Origin of the sequence: Mesorhizobium sp. CA6 (genome assembly GCF_020165035.1) — a bacterium.
Classification (GTDB): domain Bacteria; phylum Pseudomonadota; class Alphaproteobacteria; order Rhizobiales; family Rhizobiaceae; genus Mesorhizobium.
Window position 1 is genome coordinate 118,910 of sequence record NZ_JAIUHI010000014.1, and the last position, 18,822, is coordinate 137,731.

Annotated in this window: 15 protein-coding genes; 11 read left to right on the forward strand and 4 right to left on the reverse strand. The window is 65.6% G+C overall.

Features of this window, described 5'->3' with window-relative positions:
• Positions 1-184 precede the first annotated feature (184 nt).
• Genes LB526_RS21375 through LB526_RS21390 form a run of 4 tightly spaced genes read left to right on the forward strand, consistent with a single transcriptional unit; the run spans position 185 to position 3,471 of the window.
• Positions 185-1,066, forward strand: a complete 882-nt coding sequence (locus tag LB526_RS21375; protein ID WP_224629665.1) for a branched-chain amino acid ABC transporter permease — start codon at positions 185-187, stop codon at positions 1,064-1,066.
• Entirely contained in the window at positions 1,063-2,025 is a 963-nt protein-coding gene (locus tag LB526_RS21380; RefSeq protein WP_224629666.1) for a branched-chain amino acid ABC transporter permease, read from the forward strand. The genes LB526_RS21375 and LB526_RS21380 overlap by 4 nt, the downstream gene beginning before the upstream one ends.
• Positions 2,022-2,750 (forward strand): ABC transporter ATP-binding protein, encoded by a 729-nt coding sequence (locus LB526_RS21385; protein WP_224629668.1) that lies wholly within the window; start codon positions 2,022-2,024, stop codon positions 2,748-2,750. The genes LB526_RS21380 and LB526_RS21385 overlap by 4 nt, the downstream gene beginning before the upstream one ends.
• Positions 2,743-3,471 carry an ABC transporter ATP-binding protein gene (locus LB526_RS21390; protein WP_224629669.1) on the forward strand — a complete coding sequence of 243 codons (729 nt, stop codon included), beginning with the start codon at positions 2,743-2,745 and terminating at the stop codon, positions 3,469-3,471. Before LB526_RS21385 ends, LB526_RS21390 begins: the two co-directional genes overlap by 8 nt.
• A 237-nt stretch (positions 3,472-3,708) precedes the next feature.
• On the opposite strand, the gene LB526_RS21395 is transcribed toward LB526_RS21390, so the two are convergent.
• Complete coding sequence (locus tag LB526_RS21395; RefSeq protein ID WP_224629671.1) at positions 3,709-5,091, reverse strand: sodium:proton antiporter; 1,383 nt, start codon at positions 5,089-5,091, stop codon at positions 3,709-3,711.
• 289 nt (positions 5,092-5,380) lie between these two features.
• A complete protein-coding gene (gene pncA / locus LB526_RS21400; protein WP_224629672.1) occupies positions 5,381-5,995 on the reverse strand; it encodes a bifunctional nicotinamidase/pyrazinamidase in 615 nt (204 codons plus the stop codon).
• 303 nt (positions 5,996-6,298) lie between these two features.
• Between pncA and LB526_RS21405 the strand changes: the two genes are divergently transcribed.
• From LB526_RS21405 to LB526_RS21430, 6 genes are read left to right on the forward strand one after another with little or no spacing between them, the layout of a single operon-like run.
• Complete coding sequence (locus tag LB526_RS21405) at positions 6,299-7,156, forward strand: FAD binding domain-containing protein (protein ID WP_224531654.1); 858 nt, start codon at positions 6,299-6,301, stop codon at positions 7,154-7,156.
• Between the two features lie 32 nt (positions 7,157-7,188).
• A complete protein-coding gene (locus tag LB526_RS21410; protein WP_411909039.1) occupies positions 7,189-9,966 on the forward strand; it encodes a molybdopterin-dependent oxidoreductase in 2,778 nt (925 codons plus the stop codon).
• Positions 9,963-11,504 carry a 6-hydroxynicotinate reductase gene (locus LB526_RS21415; protein ID WP_224629674.1) on the forward strand — a complete coding sequence of 514 codons (1,542 nt, stop codon included), beginning with the start codon at positions 9,963-9,965 and terminating at the stop codon, positions 11,502-11,504. The genes LB526_RS21410 and LB526_RS21415 overlap by 4 nt, the downstream gene beginning before the upstream one ends.
• The gene (locus tag LB526_RS21420) at positions 11,504-12,388 is read left to right on the forward strand and encodes a UPF0280 family protein (protein WP_224629675.1); all 885 of its coding nucleotides are present in this window, start codon (positions 11,504-11,506) and stop codon (positions 12,386-12,388) included. The genes LB526_RS21415 and LB526_RS21420 overlap by 1 nt, the downstream gene beginning before the upstream one ends.
• On the forward strand, positions 12,381-12,965 hold the full coding sequence (locus LB526_RS21425) for an amino acid synthesis family protein (RefSeq protein WP_224531661.1): 585 nt from the start codon (positions 12,381-12,383) through the stop codon (positions 12,963-12,965). The genes LB526_RS21420 and LB526_RS21425 overlap by 8 nt, the downstream gene beginning before the upstream one ends.
• Positions 12,962-13,423 (forward strand): MarR family winged helix-turn-helix transcriptional regulator, encoded by a 462-nt coding sequence (locus LB526_RS21430; protein WP_224629767.1) that lies wholly within the window; start codon positions 12,962-12,964, stop codon positions 13,421-13,423. Before LB526_RS21425 ends, LB526_RS21430 begins: the two co-directional genes overlap by 4 nt.
• A gap of 262 nt (positions 13,424-13,685) precedes the next feature.
• Here LB526_RS21430 and LB526_RS21435 read toward each other — a convergent pair whose 3' ends face one another.
• Complete coding sequence (locus LB526_RS21435) at positions 13,686-15,374, reverse strand: hydantoinase B/oxoprolinase family protein (RefSeq protein WP_224629677.1); 1,689 nt, start codon at positions 15,372-15,374, stop codon at positions 13,686-13,688.
• A 1-nt stretch (position 15,375) separates the two neighbouring features.
• Positions 15,376-17,448: a hydantoinase/oxoprolinase family protein gene (locus tag LB526_RS21440; RefSeq protein WP_224629679.1), complete on the reverse strand. Its 2,073-nt coding sequence runs from the start codon at positions 17,446-17,448 to the stop codon at positions 15,376-15,378.
• Between the two features lie 222 nt (positions 17,449-17,670).
• Here LB526_RS21440 and LB526_RS21445 point away from each other — a divergent pair, with 222 nt between their 5' ends.
• Entirely contained in the window at positions 17,671-18,498 is an 828-nt protein-coding gene (locus LB526_RS21445; protein WP_224629680.1) for a ferredoxin--NADP reductase, read from the forward strand.
• Positions 18,499-18,822 lie beyond the last annotated feature (324 nt).

Genomic DNA, 18,822 nt, shown 5'->3' on the forward strand with positions numbered 1-18,822 from the left:
GGCACCCCCCTCTGGCCTGCCGGCCATCTCCCCCGCAAGGGGGGAGATCGGCAGTTCGTGCGAAGGCGGCCACCTATCGGCCTTTGCGATTGGCGAAAGCGGTAGGGACAGCCGATCTCCCCCCCCGAGGGGGAGATGCCCGGCAGGGCAGAGGGGGGTGCCTCGCGCATCCGTTCGCGTTTAGATGCACTTCGGACCCCATCTCCTCCTCGCCGCCCTCGAAGGCCTCGTCACCTCCGCCGTGCTGGCGCTGACGGCGCTTGGCCTGTCTCTGGTGTTCGGCGTCATGCGCGTCGTCAATGTCGCGCATGGCGAGTTCTTCATGCTGGGCGCGGTGCTCGCCTGGGCGGTTTCGACGGCGATTTCCGGCCACCCGGCGATCGGTTTCGTCGCCGCGCTGGTGATCGCGCCCTTGCTGGTCGGGCTGGTCGCGCTGATTGCCGAACGCCTGGTGCTGCGCCGCCTCCACTACAATCCCGAAGGCACCATCGTCGCCACCATCGGCATGCTCTACATCATCCAACAGCTGGCGCTGACCTTCTATGGTCCCGAGGCGCGCCCGGTCGAGCCGCCTTTCAGCTACCGCATTCTCCTGCCGTGGTTCGGCTATTCCGGCTACAAACTCTCGGTGGTCGTCGCCTCCGCCATTCTGCTGGTCATCACCTGGCTGGTGCTGACGCGAACGAAGATCGGCCTGATCATGCGGGCAACCCAATATGACCGCGAGACGGCGCAGGCCTTCGGCATCCCGGTCGAGCGCGTCTATGCCGGCGTCTTCGCCGTCGGCGCCATGCTGGCGGCGATCGCCGCGGTGCTGATCGTGCCGATCAGCCAGGCCCATTACCTGATGGGGCAGGATCCGCTGCTGCTCTCCTTCATCGTCGTCATCATCGGCGGCCTGGGATCGCTGCGCGGCACCGTGGTGGCCGCCGTCCTGATCGGCCTTTCCGACGGCATCATCTCGATGTTTTTCTCGCCGACCCTGGCGAAGATTATCGCCACGCTGGTCGTCGCCATGGTGCTGGTGTTCCGGCCGCAAGGCCTGTTCGGGACCACGCCGCGATGAGGGATGCGTCGCCGGCAAAGACCTATGCGCTGCATGTCGGCGTCATCGCGCTGCTGTTCGCGCTGAACTTCGTCCTGCCGGACTACCACCAGGGCCTGTTCGCCCGCATCATGGCGCTCGCCGTCTTCGCCATGGGCTACAATCTGCTCTTCGGCTATGTCGGCCTGCTCAGCCTCGGCCATGCCATGTTCTTCTCGGCCGGCCTCTACGGCGCCGGCTTGACCGTCTATCACCTCGGCTGGGGCGTGCCGGCAGCTTTTGTCGCCGGCGTCGCCTGTGGCGCGCTGCTCGCCCTGGTCATCGGCCTGCTGGCGCTGCGCACCTCCGGCGTCGCCTTCATGATCGTCACCATGATGTTCGCCCAGGTCTTCTATCTGCTGATCCTCTATTTCGCCGCCTGGACGGGCGGCGACCAGGGCTTGGTCATCCAGCAGGCGTCGCGGGTGATCGCGATCGGCGGCGCATCCTTCGACCTGACCGATCCGACCGTGCGCTACATCAGCGCCCTGGCGCTTTTCTCGATCATTCTGCTCGTCACTCTAGCCGTCGTCCGCTCCCGCTTCGGCCGCGTGCTGGTCGCCATTCGCGAGAATGAGGAGCGCACCAAGATGCTCGGCTACGACGCGGTCGCCAACAAGCTCGCCGCAGTCGTCGCCTCCGGGGCCATTTGCGCAGCCTCGGGCGCGGCCTATGCGCTGCTGTTCGGCTATGTCGGCTCGAGCTTCGCTTCCGTGCAATATTCCATCTTGCCGCTGCTCTGGGTGCTGCTCGGGGGTGCCGCGACCACGCTCGGGCCGCTGATCGGCACGCTGTTCATGTACTATGTCACCGACATCACCAGCGGCTTCACTTCCGCCTATCTGCTGATCGTCGGCGTGGCGCTCATCCTGTTGGTGTTGTTCTTCCCGAAAGGCATATTGGGCAGCATCCGCGAGCGCTGGCTGGGGTGGCTGCCATGACGCCGCTGCTTACCACCAAGGGCCTGTCGCGCCATTTCGGCGGCCTGCGCGCCGTCGACGGCGTCGACTTCGCGCTGATGCCGGGCGAGATCCGCGCCATCATCGGCCCCAACGGCGCCGGCAAGACCACTTTCGTCAGCCTGCTCTCGGGCCGCATCCGGCCGTCCTCCGGCATGGTCGTCTTCGACGGCGCCGACATCACCGCCATGCCGGCTTACAAAAGGGTTCGCCTCGGCGTCGCCTATACATTCCAGATCACCAGCGTCTTCGCCAATCTCACCGCCTTCGACAATGTCGCGCTGCCGGTGCAGCGCACGTTGACCGACGGCCGCACGAAGGGCCAGGTGAGAAGCGGCGTGATGGCGGCACTCGAACGGACCGGCCTCGCCGACCGCGCCGGCACGCCGGCCGGGCAGCTTTCCTATGGCCACCAGCGCCTGCTCGAAGTCGCGATGGGCCTGGCGCTGAAGCCGCGCCTGCTGATCCTCGACGAGCCGACGCAGGGTCTCGCCGACAGCGAGATCGACAATTTCATCACGCTGGTGCGCGAGATTGCCAGGGACGCCACCGTGCTTTTGATCGAGCACAACATGCCCGTGGTCATGCAGCTTGCCGACCGCATCACCGTCTTCAATTCGGGAAAGATCCTCGCCGAAGGAACGCCGGGTGAGATCCGCGCCAACACGCAAGTTCAGGATGCCTATCTCGGGGCGACCCATGGCTGACTCCATTGGAGCCAATGGCGGATTGCTCACCATTTCCGGCCTCGATTGCTTCTACGGCGAGGTGCAGGTGCTCTACGGCCTCGACCTCACGCTGAACAAGGGCGAGGTGCTTTGCCTGTTCGGCCGCAATGGCGCCGGCAAGACGACGACACTGAAGGCGATCATGGGTCTGGTGCCGGCGGCTGCCGGCTCGATCAGGTTGGACGGCAAGGAACTGACCGGGCTCGCCGCGCATGACGTGCCGAAGGCCGGCGTCGCCTATGTGCCGCAGGGCAGGCGATTGTTCGCCGAGATGACGGTGGCGGAAAACATCGAGATCGGCCTGATGGCGCGCGGCAAGGGCAAGCAAACCCGCGAGAGCGTGCTCGATCTCTTCCCGTTGCTCAGGGAGCGGCTGAGGCAACGCTCCGGCACACTCTCCGGCGGCGAGCAGCAGATGCTGGCAATGGCCCGCGCGCTCTGCCTCGAGCCGCAGGTGCTGCTGCTCGACGAGCCGACCGAAGGGCTGATGCCCTCGATGATCGCCAAGATCCGCGAGACGGTGGCGAAGCTGCGCCAGCTTGGGGTCTCGACCATCCTGGTCGAGCAGCGCGTCGACGCCGTGCTGTCGGTCGCCGACCGCGTCTCATTCATCGAGAACGGCCGCAATCGCGAGACGGTAGAGGTCGAAGCACTGCGCGCCGACCCGTCGGCGGTGCGCAGGTATGTGGGGGTGGGATAGGGCGCCGAATGCGCGTCGGTGCCAAGACTATCGGCGGCTGCGCTGCCCCTCATTGCCTACCGGGCATTTCTCCCCGTGAACGGGGAGAAAGAAGCTGGCCGCGACCTCGGCGGTCATTCTGCAACGTTGGTGATTGGCGAAATCGGCGATGCCAGCCCCCTTCTCCCCGTTCACGGGGAGAAGATGGCGGCAGCCAGATGAGGGGCAGCGCCGGCGGTGGAAATTGAGTAGCTCAGCTCATCGAAAAAACATTAACCCGGCGATCAAGAACGTCGGGATCAGCACCAGCCCCGACCACGCCATATAGCCGAAGAAGCCGGGCATCTTGAAGCCGCGATGCCGGGCGATGGCGAAAACCATGAAGTTCGGCGCATTGCCGATATAGGTGTTGGCGCCCATGAACACGGCACCCGCCGAGATCGCGGCCAATGTCGAGGCGGCCTCGGTCATCAAGTGGTGCGCATCGCCGCCGGCAAGCTCAAAGAACACCAGATAGGTCGGCGCATTGTCGAGAAACGACGACAACGCCCCGGTCAGCCAGAAATAGGCGAGGTTGTTCGGCTGGCCGTCGGCGGATGTGACCAGGGCCACCAGCGGCGCCAGAGCGCCGTTATGGCCGGCCCGCAGGATAGCGATCACCGGCACGATGCAGGTGAAGATGCCGGCAAAGAGCTTCGCCACCTCGGCGATCGGCTCCCAGGTGAAGCCGTTCGCCTCGCGGTGGCTCTTGTACGACACCTTGAGGGACAGCAAGGCGAGCGCCATAATGATGGCATCGCGCACCAGGTTCTGCAGCTCGAGGCCGACGCCGAGGATCGGGATGCTGACGCCCGGCTTCCAGCTCGCCGAAAGCAGGATCGCGCCGATCACGCCGGCAAGCAGCGGCAAATTGGCGAGGCCGCGCAGGCGCACCTTCGTGTCCGGCGTCGGGTCCTTGATCTTCGGCATGCCGCCCTCGCGGCGATGCAGCATAAAGTCGAGCGCCAGGAACACGATGAGCACCAGGCCGCCGGTGAACAGCGTCTCGCGCCACAGGTTCGCGGTCGTCCAGAAGAAATCGACGCCGCGCAGGAAGCCGACGAACAGAGGCGGATCGCCAAGCGGCGTCAGCGAGCCGCCGATGTTGGAGACCAGGAAGATGAAGAAGATCACCACATGCGCGTTGAACGGCCGGTTGTCATTGGCGCGCAGCATCGGCCGGATCAGGATCATCGAGGCGCCGGTGGTGCCGATCACCGAGGCAAGCAGCGCACCGATGAGCAGCAGGCCGGCATTGACGAGCGGCGTGCCATGGATATTGCCGGCAAGCAGGATGCCGCCCGAGATGGTGTAGAGCGCGAACAGGAGGATGATAAAGGACAGATATTCGGTAAGCAGCGTGTGCAGCACCGCTTCGCCTGCCGATGGAAGGCCGAAGGCGATCGTCAGCGGCACCACCGCCAGCATGGCCCAGGCAGCGGCGATCTTGCCGTAATGATGCTCCCACGCATGCGGGAAAAGCAGCGGTCCGGTCGCGATCGACAACAGCAGGCCGGCAAAAGGCAATCCCCACCACAGCGGCATCGCGGCGCCCGGCAGCCCGTGAATTTCGGAGGCGAAAGCCTGGACCGGAAGCAGCATCGCGATGGCGAGCGCGATGAATGCGAAAAGCTCCTTCCTTCGGCCGCGGCGCGCCCTCCCCTTCTCCCCTTGTGGGAGAAGGTGGATCGGCGCGTAGCGCCGAGACGGATGAGGGGTGTTCCAGCGGAGTGAGGCGCTGGCGTTCCCTGGAACACCCCTCATCCGTCGCCTTCGGCGACACCTTCTCCCACAAGGGGAGAAGGGGGAGCCCGCATCTTGGCTCCGCAAACTGGTGGCCTCTCCCCACCAGGAAGATACGAAAGGAACCGTCGCTTGCCCCACGATCCGGTCAGTCCGCCGAATGGTCTTCGAGCGTCACGCCGGCGTCGCGCATCCGCTTCAGCATCGCCTCGACCGAGCCGTTGAGGTCGATGCCGCGGCAGGCGTCGAGCCGCACGGTCGTCCTGAAACCCTGCTTCACCGCGTCGAGCGCAGAGAAGGCGACGCAGAAATCGGTGGCGAGGCCGACCAGGGTGATCGTGTCGATGCCGCGTTCCTTCAGATAGCCTCCGAGACCGGTCGGCGTCTTATGGTCATTCTCGAGGAAGGCGGAATAAGAATCGATCGCCGTGCGGAATCCCTTGCGGATCACCAGTTCCGCCTTGGTCCACGCCAGTCCCGAATGGAAATCGGAGCCGAGGCTTCCCTGGATGCAGTGATCGGGCCACAGCGTCTGCGGCCCATATGGCATCTCGATGCCCTCGAAAGGCTGCTTGCCCGGATGGCTGGAGGCAAAGCTCGAATGCCCGGCCGGGTGCCAGTCCTGGGTCAGGATCACGTGCTCCGTTCGCCGGATCAGGTCGTTGACCAAAGGCACGATCTCGTCGCCGCCGGCAACCGCCAGCGCGCCGCCGGGGCAAAAATCGTTCTGCAGGTCGATGACGATGAGCGCTTCTTCGGCCATGCGGTCCCTTTCGTTCCGGCCCTCTCGTCTGGCTTGGGGCACCTGTCCAAAAGCCGCTGACGCGACCGGACACGGAACCTTGACCAGATGGCCGGCGGCGTCAACCTCCGGCGTCATAACAATCGCGTTCAGCTCCTCGCGGCGTCAACTCCGGCTTTGACAATTCCGGCCGGCCTGATATCATTTGCATACGAATGAATTTGACCGGTCCGGAGACCGGCAAGAAGACCTGAAGCGGCACTTCGGGAGGCCAGGGGAAGGCCTAAAGGTCTGGGAAGGCCCTAATTGTCTGGAAGGCAGAGCGTGATCCGTTACGCAAAACCCACCACGGTCGACGAAGCGCTCGCTTTGCTTGGCGAGGACCGCTGGCGCATTCTCGCCGGCGGCACGGATTTCTATCCGGCGCAGGGCGCGAAACCCTTCCGCGACAACGTCCTCGACATCAACGGTCTCGCCGAACTGCGCGGCATCGCCGAGACCGGGGAGCATTGGCGCGTCGGCGCGCGCACGACCTGGACCGACATCGTGCGCCACCCGTTGCCGGCCGCGTTCGATGCGTTGAAATCGGCCGCGCGCGAGGTCGGTTCGGTCCAAATCCAGAATGTCGCCTCGGTGGCCGGCAATCTCTGCAATGCCTCGCCGGCAGCGGATGGCGTGCCGGCGCTTTTGGCCCTCGATGCCGATGTCGAATTGCGCTCGGCGAAAGCCGTCCGCTATCTGGCCCTCGGTGACTTCATCCTTGGCAATCGCCGCACCGCGCTGCAGCCGGGCGAGATGGTCACCGCCATTCGCGTGCCGAAGCGCTCCGCGGTTGGCACCTCTGCCTTCGTCAAGCTCGGCGCCCGGCGCTATCTCGTCATCTCGATCGCCATGGCGGCGGCGCGGCTGGTGGTCGAGAATGGCGTCGTCGCCGATGCGGCGATCGCCGTCGGCGCCTGCTCGGCAGTCGCCCGCCGTCTCGCCGGTGTCGAGGCGGCGTTGCGCGGGCAGCCAGTTACTTCTGCCCTTGCCGATGCGGTGCTATCCGCGCCGATCGACGAACTGTCGCCGATCGCCGACGTGCGTGGCAGTGCGGAATACCGACAGGATGCCGCGCGCGAGATCGTAGCCCGCGCGGTGCGCGCTGCGATCGGCCACGGCGAAAGCAAGGTGGCCGCATGAGCATGACCCAGTCCGGTGCTGCCAAATCCGGCATGGCTCAATCTGGCATGGCCCGATCCAGTATGGACCGCTCCGAGATCGCCTTCGAGGTCAACGGCGCCGCCGTCAGCGTGTCGGTGCCGCCGGTCAGGCGTCTGTCGCAGGTGTTGCGCGACGAGTTGCGGCTGACCGGCACCAAGGTCGGCTGCGATGCCGGCGACTGCGGCGCCTGCACGGTGCTGGTCGACGGCAATCCGGTCTGCGCCTGCCTGTTGGCGGTGGCCTCCGTGGCCGGCGCCTCCGTCACCACTGTCGAGGGCCTCGCCGACGGCCGGCTGTCCGCCTTGCAGGCCTCCTTCCTCGAACATGGTGCCGCGCAATGCGGCATCTGCACGCCCGGCCTGCTTGTGGCGGCCACCGCGCTGCTGGATCGCAATCCCACGCCGAGCGAGGCCGAGACGCAGGACGCGCTGGGCGGCGTCCTTTGCCGCTGCACCGGCTACAGGAAAATCGTCGCGGCGGTGATGCAGGCCTCGCAGCACATGAACAGCGTGGATCTTCGCCTGCCGGAAGCCGGCCATGCCGTCGGTGCCTCGCCGATCCGGCTCGACGGCGTGCCGAAAGTCACCGGCGACGAAAAATTCGGCGGCGATTCCTTCCCGTCCGACGCACTGGCGGTGCTTGTGGTGCGCTCGTCGCATTATCATGCCCGCTTCGGCTTCGGCGATCTCGATGCCTGGACGGAAGCGCATCCCGGCATCGCCGGCGTCTTCACCGCCAAGGACATTCCGGGAAAGAATTGCTTCGGCGTCATCGGCCCCTTCGCCGACCAGCCGGCGCTGGCCGACGGTTTTGTCCGCCTGCGCGGTGAGGCAGTTGCGCTGGTGGCGGGCGAGCGCGAGGCGATCCTCGACCTCGACCTGACGGACTTTCCCATCGCCTGGACCGAGCTGCCGCATGTGCTGCAGCCGCGCGATGCGAAGGCCGAGGGCGCTGCGCTGATCCATCCGCACCGACCGGCAAACCTGCTCACCTCCGGCTATGTCGAGCGCGGCGATCCCGATGGCGCGCTCGCCGGCGCAGCGGTCACTGTCTCCGGCGCCATCGAGACCTCCTTTGTGGAGCACGCCTATATCGAGCCGGAAGCCGGCTATGCTTATATGGACGGCGACACGCTGGTCGTCGTCGCCTGCACCCAGGCGCCCTACATGGACCGCGACGACACGGCCAAGGTGCTGGGCCTTCCTGTGGAGAAGGTCCGTATCGTGCCGACGGCGACAGGCGGCGGCTTCGGCTCGAAGCTCGATGTCTCGCTGCAGCCTCTCATCGGCCTCGTGGCGATGAAGACCGGGCGGCCGGCGGCACTTGCCTACACGCGCAACGAATCGATGATGTCGACCACCAAGCGCCATCCGGCCGAGATGAAGGCGACGATCGGCGCCGATGCCGAGGGCCGGGTCACCGGCATGGTCTTCGAGGGCGATTTCAACACCGGCGCCTATGCCAGCTGGGGTCCGACGGTCGCCAACCGCGTGCCGGTACATGCCTCCGGTCCTTACTTCACGCCGAACTATCGTGCGACGGGCTACGCCATCCACACCAATGGCCCGATCGCCGGCGCCTTCCGCGGCTTCGGTGTGCCGCAAGCCACCATCATGCAGGAAACGCTCTATGACGAGCTCGCCGCAAAGCTTGGCATGGATCGTCTCAATTTCCGGCTTAAAAACTGCCTTCGTAACGGATACGAAACGGTCACCGGCCAGCGTCTGGAATCCGGTGTCGGTATCGACGAATGCCTGGAACAGCTCAAGCCGCACTGGGCACGTGCGCTGGCGGATGCGGAGGCGTTCAACGCTACCCATGCCGCGAGCAAGCGCGGCGTCGGCATCGCCTCCTGCTGGTATGGCTGCGGCAACACCTCGTTGCCCAATCCGTCCACCATCAAGGTCGGCATCTCGGCCGCGGGTGACGTCGTCCTGCACCAGGGCGCGGTCGACATCGGCCAGGGCTCCAACACCGTCATCAGCCAGATATGCGCCGACGCGCTCGGCCTGCCGCTGGCCAGTTTCAAGCTGAAGAGCGCCGACACCGCCATCACCCCCGATGCCGGCAAAACATCCGCCTCGCGGCAGACTTTTGTAACGGGCAAGGCGGCGGAAAAGGCAGGCCGCGCCCTGCGCGAGAAGATCCTGCGCTTTGCCAATGTCTCGGAACAAGCGACGATCGCGCTCGACGGCACCAGCATCTCCATCCGCGAAGGCGATGCCGCGCGGCGCATCGATCTCGCGACCCTGAAGGCCGATGCCGACGGCTTCGTTTTCGTTGCGGAAGAAACCTACGACCCGCCGACGCTGCCGCTCGATGCCAAGGGCCAGGGCAAGCCTTACGCGGTCTACGGCTATGGCGCGCAGATCGCCGAGCTCGAGGTCGATCTCAAGCTTGGCACCGTGAAGCTGATCAAGATCACCGCGGCGCATGATGTCGGCAAGGCGATCAACCCGGTCCTGGTCGAAGGCCAGATCGAGGGCGGCATCGCGCAAGGCATCGGCATGGCGCTGATGGAGGAATATATCCCCGGCCGCACCGAGAACCTGCACGACTACCTCATCCCCACCATCGGCGACGTGCCGCCCATCGAACATATATTGGTCGAGGTTCCGGATCCGGAAGGACCGTTCGGCGCCAAAGGGTTGGGCGAGCATGTGCTGATCCCGACCGCGCCGGCGATCCTCAACGCCATCCGCCATGCCACCGGCATCCTGGTCACCAAGGTGCCGGCGACGCCGAGCCGCATCCTGGCGGCGATCCGCGAGAAGGAGGCGCGCCGATGAGCGAGCTTGCCGAACGGTTCGAAACCCACGATCCCGGTGAGAAGCAGGTGGCGGAAAAGATCCGCTGCGACGCCTGCCCGGTCATGTGCTACATCGCAGACGGTCGCACCGGCGCCTGCGACCGCTACGGCAATGTCGGCGGCCGCATCGTGCGCATGGACCCGCTGACCATCCTCGACCACGCGGCCGAGACCGGTGGCGCGGTCGTGCCGTTCATTGCCGAGGGCGAGGCCTGGGATGGCGAGCTGGTCAACACCGGCCGTCGCTTCGTCACCGCGATCGGCGCCGGCACCACCTATCCGGACTATAAGCCGGCGCCTTTCATCGTCAGCCAGGAAGTCGAAGGCGTCGATCTCGTCACCGTCGTCACCGAAGGCATCTTCTCCTATTGCGGGGTCAAGGTGAAGATCGACACCGACCGCCATATCGGCGACGAGACGGCGACGGTGCGCGCGCAAGGCGAGGCGATCGGCCATGTCACGACCGGCGAATACGGCTCGCAGATGCTGTCGCTCGGCGGCGTCCATCATTTGACCGGCGGCTCGAAAGCGGAGGGACGTGCCACCTGCGATGCGCTGCTCAATCTTTGCAACCGCAAGCCCGTCGAGCTCACCATCGACGGCGGCGCGACGGTCATCGTCGAAGCCGGCAAGGCGCCGGTTATCGACGGCAAGGTCGAGCACCGCATGCGCGTCGGCTGCGGCTCGGCGACCATCGGCATGTTCGCCACGCAATGGCGCGGCGTCGTTGACGAGGTCGTGGTGGTCGACGACCACATCACCGGCGTCGTCTCCGAGCATCAAGCCGGCAAGGTGCTGGGCTGGGAGGATACGGGGATAAAGATCATCGGCCGCCGCTCGACCCCCGGCCGCTATTTCAAGGTGTCCGAGCCCGGCCTCGGTTGGGGCGGCACCACGATTTCCGATCCGCTGTCGATCCTCGGCGATTGGAACGCCAAGAAGGGCGCGCGTCCCGGCCTGTCGCTGCTGATGGTCTCGACCACCGGCGAGCAGTTCGCCTATTACGAGCTCGACGACCAGCTGAAGCCGGTCCAGAAGCCATTTCCCGAGCGGCTGCAAAAGTCCGTCGGCCTGATCGAGGACAATTGCGAGCCGGCGCTGTGCACGGTTCTGTTCATCGGCGGCGCCGGCGGCTCGCTGCGCGCCGGCGTCACCGAAAACCCGGTCAACCTCACCCGCTCGGTGCAAGGGCTGAAGACCTATGTGACCGTGGGCGGCGCGCCAGTCTATGTCTGGCCGGGCGGCGGCATCACGCTGATGGTCGACGTCACCCGCGTGCCGGAAGGCGCCTTCGGCTATGTGCCGACGCCGGCGCTGGTGGCGCCGATCGAATTCACCATGCGCCGCGACGATTATGTCCGGCTCGGCGGCTACGAGAACGAGATCCGCAGCATCGAGGACATCCTCGCCAAGGGCGGCGAATATCTCAACCCACGCCGCGGCACGGGCGCGCCGGCCGATAACCCCTGGCCGCCGTTGGCGCAGCTGCGCCGCGCCGTGGCGAACGGGGCCGGCTGATGAACGGCCCGCAGGCGCATTGGCTTGCCGACGGCAGGCGGCTCCATCTCAACCATGGGCCGATCGATCTGATCGTCGAGGCCTTTGGGGAAGCGGATGAATGCCGCGCCGCTTACGAACAGGCGGTCGCCCGCTTTCAGACGATTCTGATCGAGGTGGTCGAGGAACTGCCTGAATTGCGCTTGCCGGCCTTCTTCCTGGCGCCGCGCGATTTCGCCGGCCCGACAGCGCGCCGCATGGAGGCTGCCGTCATGCCGTTGGCGGAATGCTTCATCACGCCGATGGCCGCCGTTGCCGGTTCGGTAGCCGACGAAATTCTCAGCTCAATGCTCGCCGGCCGTCGGCTCGATCGCGCTTACGTCAACAATGGCGGCGACTGCGCTCTCCATCTTGGCATCGGCCAGACGATGACAGTGGCGATCGCCGGCACCGGGAATGGCATGGCCGACCGCGTCGCCATTCGCGGTGAAGACGGCGTGCGCGGCGTCTCCACCAGCGGCTGGCGCGGCCGGTCGTTTTCACTGGGCATTGCCGATGCGGTCACGGTGCTGGCGCCGACCGGCGCCGAGGCCGACGCGGCGGCAACGCTGATTGCCAACGCCGTCGATCTACCCGGACATCCCGCCATTGCACGCGCCGCCGCGCGCGATCTGGCGCCAGACAGCGATCTCGGCGAGATGCTGGTGACGCAGAGCGTTGGCCCGCTTGACGCCGCCGAGATTGCGCGCGCGCTGGACAACGGCCTTGCCGTCGCCGAAGATTTTCGCCGGCGCGGCCTGGTCGCCGCATCGGCTTTATTTCTGGCGGGCGAGGCCCGCATCAGTGGCTCGGTGACGCTCGCTGCGCCCAACAAGCATGCACAGGAGGAATTTGCCGATGCCTGAGTTTCCGATCCGCAAGGTCGCGGTCTTGACCGAGGAGATTTTTCACGACGGCGGACCGGTGGTGAAAGAACCCCGCCTGCGCGCGGCGGCTCTTGCCGTGGTCAAGAACCCCTTCGCCGGCCGCTATGTCGAGGATTTGCAGGGCGCGATGGAGGACCTGAAGCCGCTCGGGCTTCTGCTCTCGGACAGGCTGATCGCGGCGCTCGGCGGTGACGTGAAGAAGATCGACGGCTACGGCAAGGGCGCCATCGTCGGCACGGCAGGGGAGCTGGAGCACGGCGCGCTGTGGCATGTCCCTGGCGGCTATGCCATGCGCGAGCGCCTCGGCGACGCCAAGGCGATCGTGCCCTCGGCCAAGAAGGTCGGCGCCTTCGGGTCAAGGCTCGATGTGCCGCTCGGCCATATCAACGCCGCCTATGTGCGCAGTCATTTCGACGCCATGGAGGTCGGCATCAGCGACGGCCCGCGTCCGGACGAGATCCTGTTCTGCCTCGCCATGACCTGCGGTCCGCGCGTCCACAACCGCATGGGCGGCCTGGCTGCCGAGGACATCAAGGCATGGGACGGCCTGAGATGAGCGCCGAGGACAATCTGCTGCGGCTGGTCGAAGCCGAAGACGGCGACGAGAACAACTACCACCTGCAGGACCAGGTCGGCTTCATCCTGCGCAAGGCGCACCAGCGCCATGTTTCGATCTTCGCCTCGCATATCGGCGACCTGACGCCGCCGCAATTTGCCGCTTTGGCCAAGCTTTACGACATCGGCGAAACCTCGCAGAACCAGTTGGGAACGCTGATAGCCATGGACGCCGCGACCGTGAAGGGTGTCATCGACCGGCTGAAGGCGCGCGGGCTGGTCGAAGTTTCCAAGCACGAGGTCGACAAAAGGCGGCTGCTGGTCAATCTGACGCCGGAAGGCCGCGAGACGATCGAGCGGCTGATCCCGCTCGCGCGCGCAATCACCGAGGAGACGTTGGCGCCGCTGACTGCCAAGGAAACCGCGACGTTCCTGCGGCTGTTGGCGAAGCTGGCGTGAAGGGTTGCTTTCGAGAGGGTGGCACCTTTAGACGCTGGAGGGACAGCACCCCCCTCTGGCCTGCCGGCCATCTCCCCCGCAAGGGGGGAGATTAGCAGCTTCTCACCCGGTGCCTTCCTAAGGCGCTGGCGATTTGCGAAAGTGCCGGTGACATCGATCTCCCCCCTTGCGGGGGAGATGCCCGGCAGGGCAGAGGGGGGTTGGCGGGAACTCGACGCGGGCGATTGGATTGGATCGCGACCTATCCGCCACGCCCGTCCGCCTACACGTCCACCCCGAACATCTCCCTGGCCTGCTCAGCCGTATAGTACCCGAGCCTGACATCCTCGGCGACCTGCTTCGGGTCGCGCTCGCGCGGATCGCCGTAACCGCCGCCGCCGGGCGTGCCGACACGCACGCGGTCGCCGGCCTTGAGCGCGATGTCCTGTTCCTTGGAAAGATGCGGCGGCACATGCGCTTCGCCGCCCCGGAACACGGTGACGCTGTTCGGCGCGCCGTCCCTGCCGCCGAGCGCGCCTTGCGGCCCGAAGCGGCCGTGATCCATGACGAATGATGCGCGCGCTTCGCCGCGCAATAGCTCGACTTCATAGGCGAGCCCGAAGCCACCGCGATGTTTTCCCGCGCCGCCGGAGCCCTCGCGCAGCGCATAGTGCCGGTAGAGCACCGGAAAGGCCTGCTCCATGATCTCGACCGGCGGCGATTTCGAAATGCCGATGGTCGAGCAGCCGTTGCTCAACCCGTCATGGCCGGCATTGCCGCCATAACCGCCGCCCGAAATCTGGTACATGACATAGTCGCGCCCACGCGCCGGATCGTTGCCGCCGAGCGCGAAATTGCCGCTGGAGCCGGCGGGCGCCGCCGTCACCTTTTCCGGCAGCGCCTGCACCATCGCCGCGAATACGGCTTCGGCGATGCGCTGCGAAACCTCCGCCGCGCAGCCCGAGACCGGGCGCGGATATTTGGCGTCGAGGAACGTGCCTTCCGGCCGCTTGACGTTCAGCGGCTCGAAAGCGCCGGCGCTGATCGGCACTTCCGGGAAGATATGCCGCATGGCCAGATAGACCGACGACAGCGTCGTCGCCAGCACGCTGTTCATCGGTCCGGCGCAGGGTTTCGATGAGCCGGCAAAGTCGAAGGTCAGCGTGTCGCCCTGCTTCTCGACGGCGAGATTGATGGTCAGCGGCTCGTTCACCACGCCGTCGGAATCGACGAAGGCCTGCGAGCGGTAGACGCCGTCCGGGATCACGGCGATCGAGGCGCGCATCTGCTCAGCGGCGCGGCGGCGCAGTTCGGCAATGGCCTCAACGACGGTTTCGTCCCCGTAACGATCCAGGATTTCGTTGAGCCTGTCCTGGCCGATCAGCAGCGCCGCAGCCTGCGCGCGGATGTCGCCGATGCGCTGGTCGGCGACCCGGATGTTGGAACAGATGATGGCGTAGATCTCCGGATCGAGCGCGCCCTTCTTGAACAGCTTTACCGGTGGCAGGCGCAGGCCTTCCTGTTCGACCGCCGTGGCCGAAGCGGAAAAACCGCCCGGCACCGAACCGCCAATATCCGGCCAATGACCGGTGTTGGAAAGCCAGCAGAAGATCTTGCTGCCGCGATAGACCGGCATGACGAAGCGCACATCCATCAGATGTGTGCCGCCGAGATAGGGGTCGTTGACGATGTAGATATCGCCGGGCTCCGGTGCCAGGCAACGGCCGTCGGCGATCATCTCGATGACGGTCTTGGTCGAGTATTGCATGACGCCGACGAAGACCGGCAGGCCCCGGCTGCCTTGCGCGATCAGCGAGCCGTCGACGGCCGAATAGATGCCGTCCGAACGGTCATTGGCTTCCGCGATGACCGGCGAGAAGGCCGCGCGCGAGAAGGTCAGGTCCATCTCGTCGCAGACCTGCTGCAGCGCCGCCTGCAGCACCGAAAGCGTGATCGTGTCGAGCTTTGCCATCTTAAGCCTCGCCGATGTCGATGATGATGTTGCCGTCCGCATCCGAGCGCGCCCGGTCGCCGGGTTCGAGCACGGTCGTCGCATCCATCTGCTCCAGGATCGCCGGTCCCTCGATTGTGGCGTCGAGCGGCAGCTTTTCGCGCGCATAGACCGGGGTGTCGTGCCAGCCCCCGTTGTACCAGACCGGCCGGATTTCGCGCCGCGCCTCCTCAAGCGTGGCCGCGCGTCCTGCGGGGTCGATCAGCCGCGACAGGTCGATCTGCGGCCGCACGCCGGTGACCGAGGTGTTGAGGTTGACGAGGTTGGCGCGGATTTCCGGCAGCTCGACCTTGAAGCGGGCGAAATAGGCTTTTTCGAACAGAAGCTGCAGTGTTTCTCGTGAAACCGACGAGGAGGGCAGCGGCACGTTGATAATGTGCGTCTGGCCGACGAACTGCATGTCGGCCGAATGGGTGACGCGGATTTCGTCCGGCTTCACAGCTTCCTTGGCGATCAGCGCTTCGCCCTCGTTACGGTGCCGTTCCAACACCTCGCGAAGCGCGGTTTCGTCGAGGCCGCCGACGGGCTGATTGATTGTGTTGACGAAGTCGTGCCGCAGATCGGCCACAACGCAGCCGAGCGCATTGGTGATGCCCGGGCGCGCCGGCACCAGCACCCTGGGCAGGCCGAGCTCGCGTGCGAGCGCCGTGGCGTGCAGCGGTCCGGCGCCGCCGAAGGCGAACAGCGCGAAATCGCGCGGATCGTGGCCGCGCGAGACCGAGACCATGCGGATGGCGCCCGCCATCTTCATGTTGCCGAGCCTCAAGACGGCACCCGCCGCTTCGACGCCGGAGAGCCCTGTGCGCTTGCCGATCTTCTCCTCGAAAATCCCGGTGACGCGCTCGACCGTGACCGGATTGTCGACGGCCAGCAATTTCTTCGGCGCCAGGCGGCCGAGCACCAGATTGGCGTCGGTGATGGTCGGCTCGATGCCGCCGCGCCCGTAGCAGATCGGGCCTGGGTTGGCGCCGGCGCTTTCCGGGCCGATCTGGATCAGCCCGGCCGCATCGACGCGCGCGATCGAGCCGCCGCCGGCGCCCACCGTGTGCACCGCCACCATCGGCACATGGATCGGCATCGCATATTCGATCTCGATCTCGTTGGAGACGGCGGGTTCGGCGTTGCGGATCAGCGCCACGTCGGTCGAGGTGCCGCCCATGTCGTAGGTGACGAGATTGCCGAAGCCGGCGCGTTTTCCCGTATAGGCGGCGGCGATCACGCCGGAGGCCGGGCCGGACATCACGGTCTTGGCCGATTCCTGCGTGACGAAGCGGGCCGAGATCATGCCGCCATTGCCGTTCATGATCAGGAAGTCGCGCGCATAGCCTTTCGCGGCAAGCTCCTTGCGCAGCCGCTCGACATAGCGCTCCAGGATCGGCTGCACCGAGGCGTTGACCGCCGCGGTGACGCCGCGCTCGAACTCGCGCGCTTCCGAAAGCAGCGCATGGCCGGTGGTGATGTGGCCGTTCGGCCAGAGCTCCGCCGCGATCTCTGCCGCACGCCGCTCATGCGACGGGTTGGCGTAGGAGTGCAGGAAATGGATGACCAGCGACTCGCAGCCGGCGTCGAGCAGCGCCTTCACCGCATCGCGCATCTCGGCTTCGTCGAGTTCAATGCGCACGGCGCCCGACGCCTCGACCCGCTCCGACACTTCAAGCCGAAGGTCGCGGGGAATGACGGGGACAAAAGTGCCCGTCATCCCATAGGCCTGCGGCCTCGTGCGCCGCCCAAGCTCGATCACGTCGCGAAAGCCTCGGGTGGTGATCATGCCGGTCCGCGCCAACCGGCGCTCCAGCACGGCGTTGGTCGTGGTCGTCGTGCCATGCACGATGAGGTCGATGGCGTCGATCGGAAAACCGGTGGCGCCAAGTGCCGCGACGACGCCGAAGGCCTGGTTTTCCACCGTGGTCGGTGTCTTTGCGATATGGACCTTGCCGCCCGCCTTGCCGTCGATCAAAAGCAGATCGGTGAAAGTCCCGCCGACATCGATGCCAGCCACGACGCTTCCCGCCGACGCCGAAAATTTCTCATTCATTGCCGAAACCCGAAATGCCAGGACTACGGATATGCCTCGGTTTGGAAAGGCGTTTTACGCCGCCATCTTGACCTGAAGATCATTTGTATACTAATAAATTATCGACACAAGAGCTTACCGCTTGACAGTGTGCAGGGAGCACGCCGGAACCTGACCGTTCGGGCGCGTAGGAGAAAGTTTGGCGCCCAGTGCGTTTCATCTGGGCCGGAAAGTTGGGTTGGAATGAACACGACATCCGCGTTGAACGTCGCCGGCGCAAAGCCGCTGCAGTTCCCGATCCCGGCCAATGTCTATGCCGAGACCGTGGTGTCGGTGAAGCATTATACCGATCGGTTGTTCTCCTTCCGCATCACCCGGCCGCAGTCGCTGCGCTTCCGCTCCGGCGAGTTCGTCATGATCGGCCTGCCCAATGCCGAGAAGCCGATCTTCCGCGCCTATTCGGTCGCGAGCCCCGCCTGGGACGACGAGCTCGAATTCTTCTCGATCAAGGTCCCGGACGGTCCGCTGACGTCCGAGCTGCAGAAGATCGAGGTCGGCGACACCGTCATCATGCGTCAGAAGTCGACCGGCACGCTGGTGCTCGACGCGCTGACGCCTGCCAAGCGCGTGATCATGATCTCGACCGGCACCGGCATCGCGCCCTTCGCCAGCCTGCTGCGCGACCCCGATACCTACGAGAAGTTCGACGAGGTCATCCTCACCCACACCTGCCGCGACAATGCCGAGCTCACCTATGGCCAGGAGCTGGTGGCGGCGCTCGAAAGCGATCCGCTGATCGGCGAGCTGACCGGCGGCCGCGTCACGCTCTACAATTCGACGACGCGCGAAGAGTCGGCGCGCATGGGCCGCATCACCGCGCTGATCGGCTCGGGCAAGTTCTATTCCGACCTCGGCATCGACAAGCTCAATCCCGAGACGGACCGCATCATGATCTGCGGCTCGATGCACATGCTGAAGGACGTCAAGGAACTCGCCGAAAGCCTCGGCTTCCAGGAAGGCTCCTTGAGCCACCCGGCCAGCTTCGTCGTCGAGCGCGCTTTCGTCGGCTGAGACATATCGCGGTCCGCCTGCTCTGTTGGAGGCGTCTGAGATTAGCGACGGCATTCGCGCTTCGTCATTCTAGGGCGGAGCAAGGAGCGGAGCGACGCGCGCAGACCCTCCATGCCGTTACGCTAAGGCATTGCGGCGGTTACGGAATTCTGCACCGTTGCACTCTGCGGCAGAGGTCACGGCATGGATACTCGGGTCAAGCCCGAGTATGACGAAGGGATGGGCATTTCGGCCAATCTCCAACGCATGGAGCGCCTACCCAGCATGATGTTTTGACCATACGGTCAAAAATCTGCTGCCTGAGCGGGCTTTTTGCGCTATGAC